Source organism: Paratractidigestivibacter faecalis (assembly GCF_003416765.1).
Lineage (GTDB): Bacteria > Actinomycetota > Coriobacteriia > Coriobacteriales > Atopobiaceae > Paratractidigestivibacter > Paratractidigestivibacter faecalis.
Genome location: NZ_QSNG01000001.1, coordinates 894,766 through 912,835 on the forward strand (window position 1 = coordinate 894,766; position 18,070 = coordinate 912,835).

Annotated in this window: 16 protein-coding genes and 1 tRNA gene; 11 read left to right on the forward strand and 6 right to left on the reverse strand. The window is 68.4% G+C overall.

Annotated features, from left to right (window positions below; genetic code table 11):
- Window positions 1–70: 70 nt before the first annotated feature.
- Window positions 71–147: transfer RNA gene (locus DXV50_RS03880), tRNA-Arg, on the reverse strand.
- A 182-nt stretch (window positions 148–329) separates the two neighbouring features.
- On the opposite strand from DXV50_RS03880, the gene aroF reads away from it, so the two are divergent.
- The 9 genes from aroF (at window position 330) to DXV50_RS03925 (ending at window position 10,752) form a co-directional block, all read left to right on the forward strand.
- Window positions 330–1,358: a 3-deoxy-7-phosphoheptulonate synthase gene (aroF, locus tag DXV50_RS03885; RefSeq protein ID WP_117204881.1), complete on the forward strand. Its 1,029-nt coding sequence runs from the start codon at window positions 330–332 to the stop codon at window positions 1,356–1,358.
- 2 nt (window positions 1,359–1,360) lie between these two features.
- Window positions 1,361–2,236 (forward strand): prephenate dehydrogenase, encoded by an 876-nt coding sequence (locus DXV50_RS03890; RefSeq protein WP_269801604.1) that lies wholly within the window; start codon window positions 1,361–1,363, stop codon window positions 2,234–2,236.
- Window positions 2,233–3,342 carry a 3-dehydroquinate synthase gene (aroB, locus tag DXV50_RS03895; RefSeq protein ID WP_232817449.1) on the forward strand — a complete coding sequence of 370 codons (1,110 nt, stop codon included), beginning with the start codon at window positions 2,233–2,235 and terminating at the stop codon, window positions 3,340–3,342. Before DXV50_RS03890 ends, aroB begins: the two co-directional genes overlap by 4 nt.
- Window positions 3,343–3,345: 3 nt before the next feature.
- Entirely contained in the window at window positions 3,346–4,653 is a 1,308-nt protein-coding gene (aroA, locus tag DXV50_RS03900) for a 3-phosphoshikimate 1-carboxyvinyltransferase (RefSeq protein ID WP_117204882.1), read from the forward strand.
- Between the two features lie 3 nt (window positions 4,654–4,656).
- Window positions 4,657–5,781: a chorismate synthase gene (aroC, locus tag DXV50_RS03905; RefSeq protein ID WP_117204883.1), complete on the forward strand. Its 1,125-nt coding sequence runs from the start codon at window positions 4,657–4,659 to the stop codon at window positions 5,779–5,781.
- Between the two features lie 67 nt (window positions 5,782–5,848).
- Window positions 5,849–6,994: a bifunctional chorismate mutase/prephenate dehydratase gene (locus tag DXV50_RS03910; protein ID WP_117204884.1), complete on the forward strand. Its 1,146-nt coding sequence runs from the start codon at window positions 5,849–5,851 to the stop codon at window positions 6,992–6,994.
- A complete protein-coding gene (locus tag DXV50_RS03915) occupies window positions 6,994–8,280 on the forward strand; it encodes a shikimate kinase (RefSeq protein WP_117204885.1) in 1,287 nt (428 codons plus the stop codon). The genes DXV50_RS03910 and DXV50_RS03915 overlap by 1 nt, the downstream gene beginning before the upstream one ends.
- A 130-nt stretch (window positions 8,281–8,410) precedes the next feature.
- Window positions 8,411–9,334 (forward strand): type II 3-dehydroquinate dehydratase, encoded by a 924-nt coding sequence (aroQ, locus tag DXV50_RS03920; RefSeq protein WP_232817450.1) that lies wholly within the window; start codon window positions 8,411–8,413, stop codon window positions 9,332–9,334.
- A gap of 185 nt (window positions 9,335–9,519) precedes the next feature.
- Window positions 9,520–10,752: an IS3 family transposase gene (locus DXV50_RS03925; protein ID WP_117204886.1), complete on the forward strand. Its 1,233-nt coding sequence runs from the start codon at window positions 9,520–9,522 to the stop codon at window positions 10,750–10,752.
- A gap of 165 nt (window positions 10,753–10,917) precedes the next feature.
- Here DXV50_RS03925 and DXV50_RS03930 read toward each other — a convergent pair whose 3' ends face one another.
- Window positions 10,918–11,520, reverse strand: a complete 603-nt coding sequence (locus tag DXV50_RS03930; protein ID WP_117204887.1) for a 5-formyltetrahydrofolate cyclo-ligase — start codon at window positions 11,518–11,520, stop codon at window positions 10,918–10,920.
- A gap of 140 nt (window positions 11,521–11,660) precedes the next feature.
- Here DXV50_RS03930 and trpS point away from each other — a divergent pair, with 140 nt between their 5' ends.
- The gene (gene trpS / locus DXV50_RS03935) at window positions 11,661–12,710 is read left to right on the forward strand and encodes a tryptophan--tRNA ligase (RefSeq protein WP_117204888.1); all 1,050 of its coding nucleotides are present in this window, start codon (window positions 11,661–11,663) and stop codon (window positions 12,708–12,710) included.
- A 45-nt stretch (window positions 12,711–12,755) separates the two neighbouring features.
- Window positions 12,756–13,400, forward strand: a complete 645-nt coding sequence (locus tag DXV50_RS03940) for a hypothetical protein (RefSeq protein ID WP_117204889.1) — start codon at window positions 12,756–12,758, stop codon at window positions 13,398–13,400.
- Between the two features lie 386 nt (window positions 13,401–13,786).
- Here the strand turns inward: DXV50_RS03940 and DXV50_RS03945 are convergent, their stop codons facing one another.
- Genes DXV50_RS03945 through DXV50_RS03960 form a run of 4 tightly spaced genes read right to left on the reverse strand, consistent with a single transcriptional unit; the run spans window position 13,787 to window position 18,069 of the window.
- The gene (locus DXV50_RS03945) at window positions 13,787–14,728 is read right to left on the reverse strand and encodes a peptidoglycan recognition protein family protein (RefSeq protein ID WP_147556676.1); all 942 of its coding nucleotides are present in this window, start codon (window positions 14,726–14,728) and stop codon (window positions 13,787–13,789) included.
- 7 nt (window positions 14,729–14,735) lie between these two features.
- On the reverse strand, window positions 14,736–15,110 hold the full coding sequence (locus DXV50_RS03950) for a phage holin family protein (RefSeq protein WP_117204891.1): 375 nt from the start codon (window positions 15,108–15,110) through the stop codon (window positions 14,736–14,738).
- Between the two features lie 14 nt (window positions 15,111–15,124).
- Window positions 15,125–16,564, reverse strand: coding sequence for an InlB B-repeat-containing protein (locus DXV50_RS03955; RefSeq protein ID WP_117204892.1), 1,440 nt, complete (start codon window positions 16,562–16,564; stop codon window positions 15,125–15,127).
- Window positions 16,564–18,069 (reverse strand): phage tail protein, encoded by a 1,506-nt coding sequence (locus DXV50_RS03960; RefSeq protein WP_117204893.1) that lies wholly within the window; start codon window positions 18,067–18,069, stop codon window positions 16,564–16,566. Before DXV50_RS03960 ends, DXV50_RS03955 begins: the two co-directional genes overlap by 1 nt.
- Window position 18,070 lies beyond the last annotated feature (1 nt).

The following is an 18,070-nucleotide window of genomic DNA, read 5'->3' on the forward strand; positions in this document are numbered from 1 at the left end:
CCGTGCCGCCACAACATCTGCAAATAAACAAAAGGGACGCGCCGCCAGGCGGTGCGTCCCAAGACTGCGATGGTGCGCCCAGGGGGATTCGAACCCACGACCTTCTGCTCCGGAGGCAGACGCTCTAATCCACTGAGCTATGGGCGCATGTGTTTAACTACTATACCCCAGATTGGCGAGAAATGCGCGGGCTTCTCGCCGTGCGGGCGTCATCCGGGGCAAGAGAGGTTATACAGGGATGTTTCCAGACGGCGGGACCGCAGTTTGTAGAAGTTGGCCTGTGATAACATCGCAAGGCTAATTCTTGACCATAGGAGCAGGAGGCTCACGTGATAGCAATTGTCAAGGGCTCGGCCTCGGAGGAGCAGCTCGGGCATTTCGTTCAGTGGATCGAGAACCGCGGGCTCAAGACCGACGTCTCGCGCGGTGAGGACGAGACCATCGTCGGCATCATCGGCGACACCACGCAGATCGATCCGTTCCTCCTTGAGAGCATGGACATCATCGAGCGCGTCCAGCGCGTGACCGAGCCCTTCAAGAAGGCAAACCGCAAGTTCCACCCCGAGGACACCGTCATCGACTGCGGCTACGGCGTCAAGGTGGGCGGCGGCAACTTCCAGGTCATGGCCGGCCCCTGCTCCGTCGAGGGCAGGAACCTCATCGAGATCGCCCGCGCGGTCAAGGCCGCCGGCGCCACCATCCTGCGCGGCGGCGCCTACAAGCCCCGCACCTCCCCCTACGCCTACCAGGGCATGGGCGAGAAGGGCCTCGACCTCCTGATGGAGGCCAGCGCCGAGCTCGAGATGCCCGTCGTAACCGAGATCATGGACCCGCGCGACGTCCAGACCTTCCTCGACCACGGCGTCCAGGTCATGCAGATCGGCGCGCGCAACGCCCAGAACTTCACCCTGCTCAAGGAGGTCGGAAAGACCCAGGTGCCGGTCCTTCTCAAGCGCGGCATGTCCGAGACCATCGACGAGCTACTGATGGGCGCCGAGTACATCATGAGCGAGGGCAACCCCAACGTCATGCTCTGCGAGCGCGGCATCCGCACCTTCGAGACGCGCACCCGCAACACCTTTGACGTCAACGCCATCCCCGTCCTCCACCACCTGACGCACCTGCCGGTCATCGCCGACCCGAGCCACTCCACCGGCTACACCCGCTACGTGCGCCCCGCCGCCTACGCCGCCGTGGCCGCAGGCGCCGACGGCCTGGAGGTCGAGGTCCACGACAACCCGTCCCAGGCGTGGTCCGACGGCGCCCAGGCCCTCACGCCCGAGCAGTTCGACGACGCCATGCGCCGCATCGCCCTCATCCGCGAGGCCGTCTGCGCAGACCTCCCAGAGGAGGAGTAGCCGTGCCCGAGCAGAGCAGCACCACCTCCTTCGTGCCCGGCCGCTGCGGCGTCGTGGGCCTGGGCCTCATGGGAGGCTCCTTCGCCCGCGCCTTCCGCGCCGCCGGCCGCGAGGTCTTTGCCTGGAACCGCACCCGCAGCACGCTCGAGCTGGCCGAGATCGAGACCGTGACCGGCGAGCTCACCGACGACGTCATCGGGACCTGCGAGCTCATCGTCCTGGCGGGCTACCCGCAGTCCGCCATCGACTGGCTGCGCGAGAAGGCCGACCTCATCGCCGACGGGGCCATCGTCATAGACACGGTGGGCGTCAAGCGCGTCATCTGCGAGACCTGCGACAAGATCTCGGAGGGCCACGGCTGGACCTTCGTGGGATGTCACCCCATGGCGGGAACCCAGTACTCGGGCTTCGCGCACTCCCGCGCCACCATGTTCAAGGGCGCCCCCATGGTGGTCGTCCCTCCCAAAATGGGCGACCTCGAGCGCGCCGACCTTCTCGAGCGCCTGAAGGAGCTCCTGGCGCCCTGCCAGTTCGGCAGCTTCACGCTGGCCACCGCCGGCGTCCACGACCACGTCATCGCTTTCACGTCCCAGCTGGCCCACGTGGTCTCCAACGCCTACGTCAAGAGCCCGACCGCCCGCGAGCACCACGGCTTCTCGGCGGGCAGCTACCGCGACCTCACCCGCGTCGCGCAGCTGAACGCCACCATGTGGACCGAGCTCTTCCTCGACAACGCCGACAACCTCTCAAATGAGCTGGGCTGCATCATAGACAACCTGCAGCAGTACAAGGACGCCATCGACGAGAAGGACGCTCCGAGGCTCAAGGAGCTTCTCGCCGAGGGCGACCGCATCAAGAGGGAGGTCGAGGGCAGGTGAGCGCACCCAAGACGCAGGTCGTCCACGTGAGCTGCCCCTCGATGGACTACGACGTGCACGTTGGCGCGGGAATCCTCTCCGAGGTGGGCGCCATCGCCCGCGAGTCCTGCGGGGGCGGGCGCTGCTGCGTCATCTCCGAGACCAACGTGGCGCCCCTCTACCTGGAGCGCGTCTCCCAGAGCCTGGCCAAGGCCGGCTACAAGGTCTCGAGTCTGGTCTTCGAGGCCGGCGAGAAGAGCAAGAACATCCGGACCCTGTCGTGGCTCCTCGAGGGCCTGGCCGAGCGCGGCCTCACCCGCGACGACTGCGTGGTGGCACTCGGCGGCGGCGTGACGGGCGACATAGCGGGCCTCTCGGCTGCCATGTACCTGCGCGGCATCAAGGTCGTCCAGGTGCCCACCTCGCTTCTGGCCATGGTCGACTCCTCCGTGGGCGGCAAGGTGGCCATAGACCTTGAGGCTGGCAAGAACCTCGCGGGCGCCTTCTGGCAGCCGCGCGCCGTGTTGGCCGATGTCACGTGCCTCCACAGCCTCAGCCACGAACTTCTGACCGACAGCTGCGGCGAGGTAATCAAGCACGCGGTGCTTGCAGACGACGCCCTGCTGGAGGAGCTCTGCGCGCGTCCGCTCAACGGCGGCGACGCGGCCGAGCTCGACGACGCCCACCTGGTGGACGTCGTCGCGAGAAACGTCTCCATCAAGCGCGACGTGGTCGACGCCGACGAGCAGGAGCACGGCGTGCGCCAGACGCTCAACCTCGGCCACACCATCGGCCACGGCATCGAGGCCGCGAGCGACTTTGCGCTGGGCCACGGCTCCTGCGTCGCGGCGGGTCTGTGCTGCATGCTGCGCGCCTGCGTGGCCCTCGGCTGGACCGACCCCGCCCTCGCCCAGAGGGTCGAGAGGTGCGTGGAGGCCCACGGCCTTCCCACCGACACCCAGGAGGACCACCAGACCCTCATGTCCTACATGACGCACGACAAGAAGCGCCACGGCGACTCCATGAACGTGGTCGTCGCGCGCGGCGCCGAGGACGTCGTCGTGCGAAGGGTCTCCCTTGACGAGCTCGCGCGCATCGTGGAGCTCGGCTGCGGCACTAAGGAGTAGCGCTTGAACGTCACCATCACGCCGGCCCGCCTCGAGGGCACCGTCAAGGCGCCGGCCTCCAAGTCCGAGGCGCACCGCCTCCTCATCTGCGCCGCGCTCTCGCCCGAGACCTGCGACATAGACTGCGACACCACCTCCCAGGACATCGACGCCACCGCAGAGTGCCTGCGCGCCCTTGGCGCCCAGGTCACGCGCACGCGGCTGGGCTTTCGCGTCGTCCCCATCCCGCGAGACGAGACGGGCAGGCCCAGGGCCAGGCGCGGTGCGCTTCTGGACTGCGGCGAGTCTGGCTCGACGCTGAGGTTCCTCCTGCCCGTGGCGGCGGCGCTCGCCTGCGACGCGAGGCTGACCGGCCACGGACGCCTTCCCGAACGACCCCTCTCCCCCCTCTACGAGGAGCTCGTTACCCACGGCTCAGAGCTGGGCCCCAAGGGCGTCATGCCCCTTTCCGTGGGAGGCGGCCTCTCCGCGGGCCGCTTCACCATCGCCGGAAACGTCTCTTCCCAGTACGTGAGCGGCCTCCTGATGGCGGCACCCCTGCTCGACCAGCCCACCGAGGTCCTGGTCACGGAGCCCGTCGAGTCGCTTCCCTACATCGACCTCACCATCGCCGCCCTGAGGGAGTTCGGCGTCGAGGTGGCCCGCAAGAAGGTGGCCACGCCCGACGGAGGCGCGCTCTCGCTCACGGTGGGTCCCAGGCCGGAACTCGTCTCGCCGGGAGGCGTCACAGTGGGCGGTGACTGGAGCAACGCGGCGTTCTGGCTCTGCGCGGCCGCGCTCGGAAACCCCGTGCGCGTCACGGGGGTCAACCCCGACAGCGTGCAGGGAGACCGCGCCGTCCTGGGCGCCCTTGCCCTGCTGGGCGCCCGAGTCTCTCGCCAGCCGGGAGCCGTCGACGTCACCCCAGACGAGCTACGGGGGACGCGCCTTGACGTCCGCAGCTGCCCCGACCTCGTGCCGCCCCTGGCCGCCGTGGCCGCCTGCTCGGCGGGCACCACCACCGTCACCGGCGCGGCGCGGCTTCGCATCAAGGAGTCCGACCGCCTCGAGACGGTCTGCGCCTGCGTGAACGCCTTGGGAGGCAACTGCAGCACCACTGAGGACGGCCTGGTCATCCAAGGCGTGGAGAGCCTCGCCGGAGGCACCGTCGACGCGGCCAACGACCACCGCATCGCCATGATGGCCGCCATCATGGCCACCCGCTGCGAGGGACCCGTCACCATCCTGGGCGCGCAGTGCGTGGCCAAGTCCTACCCCGCCTTCTTCGAGGACTACGCGTCCCTGGGCGGAAACGTCGCCAAGGAGGCGTGAGAGATGCCCTCGACCATTGGAACCGCCCTCAAGGTCACCGTCTTCGGCCAGTCCCACTCCGCCGGGGTGGGCTGCGTCATGGAGGGCCTGCCCTCGGGCTTCAAGGTTGACCTGGACGCGCTGGACGTCTTCATGGCCCGGCGCGCCCCGGGAAACGCCCCCTGGACCACCCCACGCAAGGAGGCCGACTCCACGCGCATCCTCTCGGGACTCAACCCCGACGGCCGCACCTGCGGGGCACCGCTTGCCGCAGTCATCGAGAACACCAACACACGCTCCCAGGACTACGGCAACATCATGGGCGTGCCGCGTCCCGGCCACGCCGACTTCACCGCCTGGGCAAAGTGGCACGGCAACCAGGACATTCCCGGCGGCGGCCACTTCTCCGGCCGCCTGACGGGGCCCCTGTGCGTCGCCGGCGGCATCTGCCTGCAGTGGCTTGCCGCCCAGGGCATCCGCGTGAGCGCCCACGTGGCCGAGTGCGCAGGCGTGGCCGACGAGCCCTTCTGCGTGTCCGACAACTCCCCCGAGGCAAACGCGCTTCTCGCCAGGCAGATGGACGCACTGGCAGACGGACGCGACTTCCCCGCCATCAGCGGCGACGCCGCAGCCCGCATGACCGAGGCCATCATGGCCGCCAAGGCAGACAAGGACTCCGTCGGCGGCGTCATCGAGTGCGTGGCCACGGGCCTTCCGGCAGGCGTCGGCTCTCCCATGTTCGACGGCCTCGAGAACGTCATCGCGCGCGCCGTCTTTGGCATCCCCTCGGTCAAGGGGATCGAGTTCGGCCTGGGCTTTGAGAGCGCCCGCGTTCGCGGCAGCCAGGACAACGACCCCTACGAGGTTCGCGAGGGCGCGTGCGTCCCCCGCACCAACAACGCCGGGGGCATCCTGGGCGGTATCTCCACCGGGGCGCCGCTCCACTTCCGCTGCGCGCTCAAGCCCATCTCGAGCATAGGCATCGAGCAGGACTCCGTGGACCTCGAGCGCATGGAGCCGGCAAGGCTCGCCGTGCGCGGCCGTCACGACGCCACCGCCGTGACGCGCGCCGTGCCCGTCGTGGAGGCCGTGTGCGCGCTCGCCGTGGCGGACTCCCTGCTCGCATGGCCCGCAGAGCCCCTGAGGTAGGGCGATCCCGCCGCGCGACCCCGCGACACCGCACACCCAAGGCAAACGTAAGGAACTAACAGGCAAGATGGCAGACCTCTCCCAGCTGCGGTCCGAGATTGACCGCATTGACACCCAGCTCTTCGAGCTCTTCTCCCAGCGCGTCGACGTGGCCAGAAGGATTGGCGATTACAAGCGCGAGCGCGGGCTTGCGGTGTTTGACCCAACCCGCGAGCGCCAGAAGGTGGCCGACGCGGGCGGCCGCGTGCCCCCCGAGCTCTCAACCTACGCGCAGGTCCTCATGGAGCTTCTCATGGAGGCTGCCCGCAGCCAGGAGGTAGACCCCACGGCCCCCGCAGACGCCGACTTCGCGCCCATCGAGCGCGCCGTGGAGCAGGCGCCCGCGGTCTTTCCCTCGACGGCGCAGGTGGCCTGCCAGGGCGTCGAGGGCGCCTACTCCCAGATTGCCGCCGACCGGTTCTTCCGTCACCCCTCCATCAGCTACCTCGACAGCTTCGAGGGAGTCTTCCGCGCCGTCGAGCAGGGCCTCTGCCAGTACGGCGTCCTGCCCATCGAAAACTCCACGGCCGGCTCGGTCAACAAGGTCTACGACCTCATGATGGAGCACGACTTCCACGTGACGCGCACCTCTCGCGTGCGCATAGACCACAACCTCCTGGCCAAGCCGGGGACGCGCCTGGAGGACGTGCGGGACGTCTACTCGCACGAGCAGGCCATCAACCAGAGCCAGGCCTTCCTCTCCACGCTGCCCAACGCGCGCGTCCACGTGGTTGAGAACACCGCGATGGCGGCCAAGCGCGTCTCGGAGTCCGACCGCGCCGACGTGGCCGCCCTCTCCTCCCGCCCCTGCGCGAGCCTCTATGGGCTTGACGTGCTGGCAGAGTGCGTGCAGGACCGCGACAACAACTACACGCGCTTCGCGTGCATCTCCAGGGACCTCCAGATCTTCCCCGGCGCGGACCGCACGAGCCTCATGGTGGTCCTCAATCACGAGCCGGGCTCGCTCTACAAGATGCTCGCCAAGTTCTACGCGCTCGACCTCAACCTCCTCAAGCTGGAGAGCCGCCCCATCCCCGAGCGCGAGTTCGAGTTCATGTTCTACTTCGAGGTGGCGGCCCCCGTCGCCTCCCCCGAGTTCAAGACCCTGATGACCACCATCGGCCAGCACTGCCAGGAGTACCGCTACCTGGGCAGCTACACGGAGGTTCTCTAATGACGGAGCAGACAAGCCGGGACACGGCCCCGTTCGGCCTTCTGGGCCGCAAGCTCGGCCACAGCTGGTCGCCGCAGATCCACGCCCGCCTTGGAAGCGTGCCCTACGAGCTCCACGAGCTGGAGCCCGAGGAGCTAGCCTGCTTTGTCCGCGGGGGGTCGTGGCGCGGCCTCAACGTGACCATCCCCTACAAGCGCGAGGCCGCCCAGCTTGCCGACGAGGTGAGCGAGCGCGTGCTGCGCCTGGGGGTGGCAAACACGCTCGTCCGCCGTCCCGACGGAACCATCTACGCCGACAACTCCGACGTCTTGGGCTTTGCCTGGATGCTCGAGCGCTTCTGCGAGCGCCACCTCGGCGGCTCCGCGCCCGAGGCGCTCGGGGCGAGGAAGTGCCTGGTCCTGGGCTCCGGAGGGGCCAGTCAGGCCATCCGCGCCGCCCTCGAGGACGCCGGCGCGCGCGTGGTCACCATCTCGCGCACCGGCGGCGAGACCTACGAGACCCTGGCCGAGCGCCACGCGGACGCCGCCCTCATGGTGAACACCACCCCCGTGGGGATGTACCCCAACTGCCCCGCCACGCCCGTCTCGCGCGAGGTCATGGCGCGGCTCGAGGGGCTTGCCGGCGTGCTGGACATCGTCTACAACCCCGAGCGCACCGAGCTCTGCCTCATCGCCGAGGAGCTGGGCATTCCCAGTGAGAGCGGCCTTGCCATGCTCGTCGGCCAGGCCCGCTTCTCCAGCGAGCTCTTCCAGGGACACGCGATTGAGGACGAGCTTTTGGAGAAGATCGAGGACGAGCTGCGCTCGCTCACCAGAAACGTCGTGCTCATCGGTATGCCGGGCGCGGGCAAGACCAGTTGCGGCAAGCGCCTTGCGCGCATGCTGGGACGCCCCTTCGTCGACATCGACGAGGCCATCCTGGCAGACACCGGCCGCAGCGCCGCCCAGATCATCCAGGAGGACGGCGAGGACGCCTTCCGACGCGTCGAGACCGAGGCGACCGCCTCCTACTGCAAGCGCTCCGGCATGGTCATCGCGTGCGGCGGCGGCGTGGTGACGCGCCCCCAGAACCGCGACCTGCTACGCCAGAACGGCCGCGTCGTCCTTGTCGACAGGCCACTGGACGAGCTCTCCGACAGGGGCAGGCCCGTCTCTCAGGCAAAGGGCGTCGAGCGCCTGGCCGCCGAGAGGATGCACCTCTACCACGAGTGGGCTGACGTGATCCTCAGGTGCACCGGCTCGGCGCAAAGTGATGCAGAGCTCGTGAAGGAGCTGCTGCGTCTCTAGCCGTCCACGGAAATGATGGGCGTGCCTGCGGACGTACCCGCCGCCGCAACAAGACGGCAACAAGGCGAAACGTATACTCACGTCTCGACATTTACCGGCGTAAGCATGACGTACCAGAGAGGACCCTCCCGTGAACAAGACCATGCAGATAGCACGTAACGTCCTGGCCGCCGTCGGCGGGGCAAAAAACGTCACGGCCAACGACATCTGCATGACGCGCCTGAGGCTGCAGACCGAGGACCCCTCCCTCGTCGACACCGAGCAGCTGAGCGGCACGAGCGGAGTCCTGGGCATCGTCAAGCGCGGGACCAACGGCGTGGAGGTTGTCTTCGGGCCCGGCAAGGTGGATGGCGTGCACGACGCCATAGCCGGGCTCACGGGGCTCGACTCAGACGCCGCGGGCTTCTCACCCGATGTGCCCGCGGACGCCGACGCCCTGAGGGTCACCATCAGCGACAAGGCGCCGCAGGCCGCCAAGGACGACGATGAAGACGAGCGGGGCGCCATCGACCTCGAGGACATGCGCGAGCTCATGAGCATCCTGGACGCCGAGGAGCAGCAGGACGACGCGCCCGAGGCCGCATCGGAGGCGGACGAGGCCGAGGAGACGGAGGGTGCGCGCGTGCTCGTCATCAACGGCCCCAACATCAACATGCTGGGCATCCGCGAGCCCAAGATCTACGGCAGCCAGTCCTACCAGGCACTTCTCCAGCTCTGCCAGGAGGCGGCGCGGGACGCTGGCTTCGAAGAGTGCTCGTGCTTCCAGTCCAACCACGAGGGGGACCTCGTCGACGCCATTCAGGACGCCTACGGCAGCTACGACGGCATCGTGATCAACCCGGGCGCGTACACGCACACCTCCATAGCCATCCTGGACGCTGCCAAGGCCGTAGGCCTGCCCATGGTGGAGGTCCACATCTCCAAGGTCGACGAGCGCGAGGACTTCAGGCAGGTGTCCTACATCCGCGCTGCCTGCTTCGAGACCGTCTGCGGCCTGGGCATCGAGGGCTACCGCAAGGCCATCTACGACCTTGCCGAGAAGATTGGCCTGTAGCCAAACACGTTTTGGGTTCAACGCTTTGGGCCCCACGACAACCCTATTTTACAAAACCGCAGGTAGAGCGTTTGTTTGAGGAGAGACAGCGCTTCAGGTCCACCGGCGGCGAACCCAACTCAGAAACGGAATGGGGGTGCGGACGAAAAGTTGGACCGCCGCGAGGCGGTCGGATTGGAGTCCGCATGCACAGCAAGGAGGAGGTCGCGGTGTTCCTGCGCTGCAGGGAGAGGGGCATGGGCATCGCCGAGGCGGCCGAGTTCGCCGGGGTGCCCGCCCGGACCGCGGCGAAGTGGTCGGCCGGGGCGCTGCCGCACAGCGCCGCCGGCCGCGCCCTGCCCGCCGGCGGCGCTAGAATGGGCGCGAAGAGGCCGCGTGGGAAGGCGCCCGCCATGGACGAGAAGAGCTCCGGGCTCTACGAGCCCGCCGAGAGGGGGCCGCTGTCCGGCCTCACCCCCGACCAGGTCGAGAACCTGCTGCTCAGGGCGGTGTTGGCCGACCTAAAAGCGGGAGGGTGGGACCCGGCTTCGATCTCGAGCAGGAGCAAGTGCGAGCTCGGCGAGAGATTGAGGGCGGCGACAGGCCAGCCCCTCCGCTCGATCACCCGCTTCTTGGGGATGTCGAAGAGCTCCTACGAGTACCACAGGGCCCGCCTCGGCCGCGACCGCGACGCGGACATGCGGGCTGAGGTGGTCAGGCTCTTCCGCGAGGGCCGCGGCGCCTGGGGCTACCGCACCATCTGGGCGAGGCTGCGGGCCGCCGGCACGCGGGCCAGCGAGAAGCGCGTGCGGCGCGTCATGCGCGAGGAGGGCCTGGAGGTCGTCTACAACAGGCGGCGCAGGCGCGGCTACAGCTCCTACGCCGGGGAGGTCTCCAGGGCGCCGGAGAACCTGGTGGCCAGGCGGTTCCGCGCGTCGGCCCCCGACGAGCTGTGGCTCACCGACATCACCGAGTTCGCGCTGCCCGGCGGGCAGAAGGTGTACCTGAGCCCGGTCGTCGACTGCTTCGACGGCAGGCCGGCGGCGTGGTCGGTCGGGACCAGCCCGACGGCCGAGCTCGCCAACTCCTCCCTGCTCAAGGCCATCGCGCAGAGGCGTCCGGGGGCCCGCACGACCATCCACTCCGACCGCGGCGGGCACTACCGCTGGCCGGGGTGGGTCGCCATCTGCGAGGAGCACGGCCTGGTCAGGAGCATGTCGGCCAAGGGGTGCAGCCCGGACAACTCGGCCTGCGAGGGGTTCTTCGGGCGCCTCAAGAACGAGTTCTTCTACCACCGCGACTGGAGGGGCGTCGGCGCAGAGGAGTTCATGCGGCGCCTGGAGGAGTACCTCGAGTACTATCGGGAGGGGCGCATCAAGCGCTCGCTGGGCTGGCTGAGCCCGAACGAGTACCGCAGGAGGCTTGGGTACGCCGTCTAGGCGGTCCAAGAAAATGTCCGCACCCCCAATTGGGTTCGCCGCCGGCCGTGTTTGCCGCAGCTCAGCCAGTCGACAAGAGCTCTACCTGCGGTTATACAAATCTCGATGAGAGAAGGTCCTCGGACCTCGAACCCAAAACGTAATGGGGGGTCTCGAGGCGGTCCGCTAGGCCAACGAATTGGTGCGAAGGACGCCGGCCTCGGTCACCACGAAGTCGACGGAAACGTCCATAGCGTCATGCGGGAGCTCGGCGCAGCTCAGCTGGAGGCTGCGGCAGAGACCGACCTTGTGACCGGGATAGAAGGCCAGGAAGCGGTCGTAGTACCCGCCGCCATAGCCAATGCGTCGGCCAGCGGCGTCAAACGTGAGGCCGGGAACCAGGCACGCGGACCCCACCATCTCCGACGTGCCGAGAGGACAAGAGGCCCCAAGCGGCTCCAGGATTCCATGGGCGCCAGGCACGAGCTCGGAGAGTGCCCCGATCTCGTAGAAGGCCATGGAGTGGGCCGCCTCGTCGCAGCGCGGGACCGCGACGCGCCTGCCCGACGAAAGAAGAGAGCGGATGACCCCCAGGGTCTGCACCTCTGAGCCGAAGGAGACGTAGGAGAGGACGACCGGGGCGGCCGCCACCTCCGGCATGCCCATGACCCGACGGGCGATTCCCTCGTCCGCGGCATCGCGCACAGAAGAGGGGAGGCGCTTGCGAAAGGCGAGGTAATGGGACCTGAGGGAGCCCTTGTCGGCATCCGTCCCGCACGAGCTTGCCATGGTCTTCTCCCCTCCCCCGCAAATTGGCGCCACAGCGTAGCTCAACCATTCTAGCAGCGAGCGAGCCGCCTGCGGGGACGGGGCTTTTGCCGTACCATGGAAGCCTGCGAAAACAAGCCGCTCCCAACAAAGGAGAGAACATGCCCAACGAGGGAAGCTACGACGCCGCGCTCGAGCGCAGCAACCGCGTCCACGAGGACCTGAAGGTCAACCCCGGCAAGTACACCATGCTCACCGGAGACCGTCCCACCGGCCGCCTGCACCTGGGCCACTACTTCGGCACGCTGGTTGACCGCGTGCGCCTGCAGGAGATGGGCGTCCACACCAACGTCATCATCGCCGACTACCAGGTGATCACGGACCGCGACACCACCAAGGCCATCCAGGACAACGTCTTCAACATGGTCGTGGACTACCTTGCCTGCGGCATCGACCCCGAGAAGACCATGATCTTCACCCACTCCGCCGTGCCTGAGGAGAACCAGCTCATGCTGCCCTTCCTCTCGCTGGTGTCCGAGGCCGAGCTCGAGCGCAACCCCACGGTTAAGGCCGAGCAGGAGGCCTCCGGCCACGAGCTGACGGGCCTGCTTCTGACCTACCCCGTGCACCAGGCCTGCGACATCCTCTTCTGCAAGGGCAACATCGTCCCCGTCGGCCGCGACCAGCTCCCGCACATCGAGGTCACCAACAAGATCGCCCGCCGCTTCAACAAGCGCTACGGGAAGGTCTTCCCCGAGGTGACGGGCCTTCTCACCTCCACGCCGCTGCTGCCCGGCCTTGACGGCCGCAAGATGAGCAAGTCCTACGGCAACGCCATCTCCATCTCCATGACCGCCGAGGAGACCGCCAAGCTCATCAAGAAGGCAAAGACCGACTCCGAGCGCAACATCACCTTTGACCCCGAGAGCCGCCCCGAGGTCTCCGCGCTTCTGACCACCGCGGGCATCTGCTCCGGGCGCGACCCCAGGGAGCTCGCCGACGAGATTGGCATGGGTGGCGGCGGCCAGCTCAAGAAGGTCGTCACCGAGGCGGTCAACGGTCGCTTTGCCGAGATTCGTGAGCGCCGCGAGAAGATCGTCCAGGACCCCGACTACATCCACGACATCATCGCCGACGGCAACCGCCGGGCCAACGCCATCGCACACGAGACCCTCTGCGAGGTCCGCGAGGCCATGGGCATGGTGTACTAGGACAGCGCAACCTCAACCCCGCCATAACAAGACGAGGAGAAGTTCATGGATGACAGGCAGGCCCTCATAGACGAGGAGAACGAGGAGCGCTTGGAGACGGGCGCCCCTCCCATTCCGGGAGGCTCGGTGGAGGCGAGGTCCCATGGCGGAGCCGTGGCCGCCGCCATAGTGGCCGCCGTCGTTGCGGTGCTTCTCGTAGGCCTCGTGGCCTTTGCGATCTTTGCCGCGACCGAGGCCAGGAACACCCCCACCTGGGTGGGCTCGGGCATCGGCGACTCCAACATCACGTCTACCCCGAGCCTGAGCCCACAGAGCCAGGAAGACGCAGCCGGCCGCTACTACGCCTTCTGGAAGTACGAGGACGACGAGATCTGGGGCTACGTCTTCGACCTCTACCCAGACGGCACCGGCGAGTTCCACCTCTTCCTGGCCGAGGACGACGAGTTCACGCGCGCCGAGGTTGACGGCGAGGACTACACCGAGGGGCTCCTCTGGGAGCAGGACGGCTCCGCGGTCACGCTCACCAACCCCAGAGGCGAGGAGACGCTGCCCGACGCACCCAACGATTACGTGCTCACTGGCACCAATGGCCACCGGGTACTCTCGCCCAGCGACCCGAACAGCTACCACTACCCCGACGAGGTCCTCTACGAGAGCTACGACGAGGCCCTTGTCAACATGTCCGAGTAGCCACAGGTCACGCAGCGGACCCAAGGAAAAGGAGCCCGGCACCAGCGACGGTGCCGGGCTCCTCGCGTTTCTCGCTCGCCGCGCAGGCCCGCCTACTCGGAATCGGGATCCTTGAGCGTGGCGTACATGACGGCCTTGAAAATTGCTAACGTGCGCAAGTGCAGCAATTCGTCTAAGTGCGGTTTTATGAATCTGCAATCAATCAAAAGCCGCTAGATGCCGGTGTTTTCAGAACTTAGGGACAAAAAAGGGACACGGGTTTTGCATCATGTCTCTAACGAAAAAGAACCCCTCCCCGGCGCGATGCCGAGGAGGGGTTCTTGCGTCAGTACTAGTCCGGCGCCAGCGGTACTAGTCGGTACTAGTACGTCCGAGTAGGTTCGACCCTACCGCTCGGTCAACCCGATGGAGTGGGTCAGCATGGCGCCGGAGGAGTCGAAGCCGTAGAAGGTGCCGCCGATCATCCTGACCTCGTCGGCGGACATGGAGCCGTCTGCGTTGAGCCAGTACCACTTCCCGCCGTCCCTCTGCCAGCCCTGCCTCATGGAGCCGTTCTCGTCCAGGAAGTACCACTTGTCGCCGACCATCCTCCAGCCGGTTGCCATGGCGCCGGACTCGTCGAGGAAGTACCACTTCCCGTCCACCCGCTGCCAGCCCGTGAGCATCGCGCCGTCCGCGCCGAGCAGGTACCAGTGCCCGTCCTTCATCTGCCAGCCGGTGAGCATCCAGCCCTCGGCGTCGAAGAGGTACCACTTCCCGTCCACCAGCTCCCAGTCGCGCGCGGTGTAGGAGCCGTCCGCGTGGCGGTACCACCAGCGCCCGTCCTTCTGGACCCACTGGGCCTTAGAGGCCGGAGCCGTGGGGCCCTCCGTGATGCGGTCGTGCAGCGCCCGCCACTTGTCGGGGTCGAGGTAGGGCGCCGGGCACTCCTTGCCCGTCACGTCGTAGTGGCGGATGACGTTCTCCGCCGGGATGCCGTACTTGGCCATGAGCGCCTGGGTGAGGGCGGCCAGCGTGGCCACCTGCGCCTCGCTGAAGTCCTCGCCCGCGCTCACGCACTCGATGCCGACCGAGCGCTGGTTCATGGCGAACTTGCCGGCGTGCCAGGCGGTGTCGGCCTCGGGGACGGACTGCCGCAGCGTGCCGTCGCGGTCGACGAAGTAGTGGGCGCTGGCCCTGGCGGAGTTGCGGGAGAAGTAGACCAGGTTGTTGTGGGCGCTCGCGTCGGTGCCGGTGTAGTGGACCACGATGTAGTCGATGGCGCTGCCGCGCCTTCCCTTGGTGTAGTTGCGGCCGTCGCACCGGACGAACTCGGCGATTGTCGGCATGGACAAGCTACTCGCCGCCCTTCGCGTTGTCGAAGATCTTGCCCAGCGGCGAGTTTGCAAGCTCGGGGGACGCGGAGACCACGTTCTCCCAGATGCTCGTGACCTCCATGAGGATGATGACGATGGAGATGCCCACCACGGTCACGCCGGAGAGGGCGTCCATGCCCTCCACGTGCTGGCAGACCACCTCGATGACGAAGGCCAGCAGCTCGATGCACAGCAGAAGCGCCTTGTGGCCAAGGCCCTCGCGCATCTTGGTGGACGAGACGGTGTGGTTGATGACCGCGCCCACGTAGCCCGTGAGCACGTCGAGCCCCATGCACGAGACGGCCCCGCCGAAGGCGTAGCACATGGACTCGCTGATCTGGATGATTGGCGTCACTTGTCTTCCCTTCCCTAGATTGAGTTCGCGACCCACGAGGCGCTGCCGTAGACGAGGTTGCCGCTGCCGTTGTCGTAGAGCCACACCTCGCCGGGCGTGTCGTCCTCGGCGCCGCCCACCCACAAGAGCGCCGTGTGGTCGTCGTGGTAGCTGCCCATGGGCAGGTAGAGCGCCTTCCTGGGCGCCATGGCCTTCGGTATCGCCCCCGCGTCCCAGCCGTCGGCGGTGACGCCGTTCACGCGGCAGGCCTCCATGAAGACCACGCCGAGGACGCACCTCCAGCGCAGGTAGCGCACGGAGCTTCCCGACCCCTTCCAGAGGTAGGCCCAGTCGGTCGTCAGCTCGGAGAGTCGCAGCAGCCGCGAGAGCGCCGAGACGGCGTGGCTCTCGGTGTCGCCCGAGGACATGCCCGTGAGCGTGAGCGGCCCCAGCGAGACGCCCTCGGATGGCGCCGCCGCGAGGATCCCCACGCCGCGCCCCGCGTTGGCCACGTCCAGCGGGATTGCGCAGGTGCCCACCCTCGCCGAGCGGGTCGTGGAGCCGCCCTTGGCGTCCGTGACGGTGACCTCGACCTCGTGGGGGCTCGTGGCCGACGCCGCGAATGACGCCGTGCAGCCGCCCGACGTCCCCGAGGTGGCGCCCGATACGGCTGCGTCTGCCCACGCGCCGCCCACCGCGCGGTGGCGGCACGTCACGGCCCTGGCCTTGTTGGACGGGTCGGTCGTGGCGTCCAGCGACCACGTCCACGAGGCGAGGCAGAACTCGCCCGAGGGGTCCTCGTCGGTGGCCGTGGCGGACGCCACGCGCCGCGCCGAGAGCGAGAGCGCTGGCGCCGTGTAGAGCAGGCGCCACACGGCGCAGAGCGCGAGGGCCGCGTCGGTCGCGTAGGTGTCGCCCGGCTGGTAGGACGCCGCGCCGCCCGAGCTGGTCGCCCATCCGAGGAAGCCGTAGTTCGCCCTCGTGGGGACGGTGTTGGACAGCGTCAGGGTGTCGCCGGCCCACTTGGTCTGGGGGGACGGCGCGCCGGAGCCGCCGTTGGCGTCGTAGGAGACCGCCCAGGACGGCTTGGCGGGGAGCGTGACCGTCGCCGTGGCCGAGCTGCTTCCGTTTCCGAAGCCGCCCGTGACGTTGAAGGTGGCGCCGAAGCTCACCTGCCTCGCCGAGGTGTCGCGCCCGTACCAGGTGTCCCACTGGTAGAAGGTGAACTCGGACCCCGCCGAGTTCGTGAAGGTCCCCTCCCACCAGCCGTCGCTGTCGTTGGTGGCGGTGACGTGGCCGTTCGCGTGCACGTCCATCGCGCCCGAGGACCACGCCACGCACTGGACGCGCAGGTAGCAGCGGGTGCTCGTGCGCCACGACGTCTCCTCGTAGACGCGCACGCCGACGCACCACCTCTGGCCCGTCCCGGTGCTGACGTAGTTGCCCCAGACGGTGGTCATCTCGGAGTAGGCCATCAGTCACCACCTCCCACGTAGACGAGCGAGACGCGGCCGCCGTCCTCGCTGGCGCGCCACTGGTAGCCGCCCAGCGAGACGCGCTGCGCCTCGACGCTGCGGGTCTTGGCGTCCAGGCGCATGACCACGTCCTCGCCGCTCCTGAACTCCTGGGCGGCCGGCATGATGGCGACCGACATGCCGCCGTCAGACTCCCCGCCGGATATGACGAGGCCGTCGGCCGAGAAGTCCATGTGCCGCTCGACCGCAGCCGTGACCTCGCCCTGGGACGCCACGCGGCTGGCGGTCGCGGCCAGGCCGTCCGCCGTCTGCCTCAGCTCCGTGGAGGTGGCATAGGCGCTCATGCCGCTCTTGGTCTGGTAGTTGGACGCCACCGTGGCCCTGAAGCCGTCCAGGGTGGCGCTTGTGGAGGTCGCCTGGCTCATGGCGGCGTCCGCCGTCTCCCACGCCGCGTGGGCGTAGGCGAAGGACGCCACCTCGGTCGGCGTGGTCCAGGCGGCCGCGCCGTTGGAGAGGACGGTGCGGACGCAGCGCCACTCCTTGCCCGAGTAGCCGTCAGGGACGGTCGGCTCGGTGGTGAACCACCCCGAGGGGTCGCCCGTCCCGCTCGGCGTCGGCGGCCTGGACGCGTCGAGGCGCCAGAAGGTCGTGACGGACCTGACGGAGACGCCCTGCGGGCCGGCGTCCCCCTTCACGCCCTGAGGGCCTTGGGAACCCGTGTCTCCCTTCACTCCCTGCGGCCCCTGCGGGCCCTGGGAGCCGGTGTCGCCCTTGTCGCCCTTCGCGCCGTCGGCGCCCGCCTCTCCCGTGACGCGCACCGGCTCGGACGTCTCGGAGCGGCCGTCCCCGTAGGTGACGGTCGTTCGCATCCACGTGTAGGCGCCGCCGGCTGCCGTGGGCGGCGTGGAGGACCACCTGGCGCCCTCGCCGGGCGGCTCTGTGGCGCTCGCGGTCGACGCGTACTCGGCCCTGGTCGAGGTGACGGCCATCTGGCCGGTCTTGCGGGCCTCCTCGAGGGCCTTGCCGGCGTCGCCCGAGGCCTCCGCCACGAGGTCCCTGACGGCGAGCGCGAAGGCCTCGGTAGGCTCGGAGGCGTTGCCCGAGACGTCCACGGCCACCGCCGTGCAGGACAGCTCGGTGCCGGCCTTCGCCCTCATGGAGCAGCTCCCGGCCCGCCTGAGCCTGCCGACCACCGAGCCGCCCGCGCGAAGCTCCACGTAGTCGAGGTCGGCGGGCACGCCGCCCTCGAGGGTGCCGTCCCAGCGGGCGGTCACGTCCCCGGCCGAGGAGGACCAGGAGACGCCCGTGGGGCGGCCCGGCGGCGTGGTGTCGCCGACGAACTGCCGGATTCCCCCGTCCCCGATGACGGTGCGGGTGCCGTCCGGGCTGCGGACGCTGATGGTGCCGGCCGGGGCGGTGGCCTGCCCTCGCGCGGCGGAGAGCGCCCTGGACGCCACGATGGCGGCGGCGCTCCTGAAGTCGGGCGAAAGGTCGCGGTGGATCATC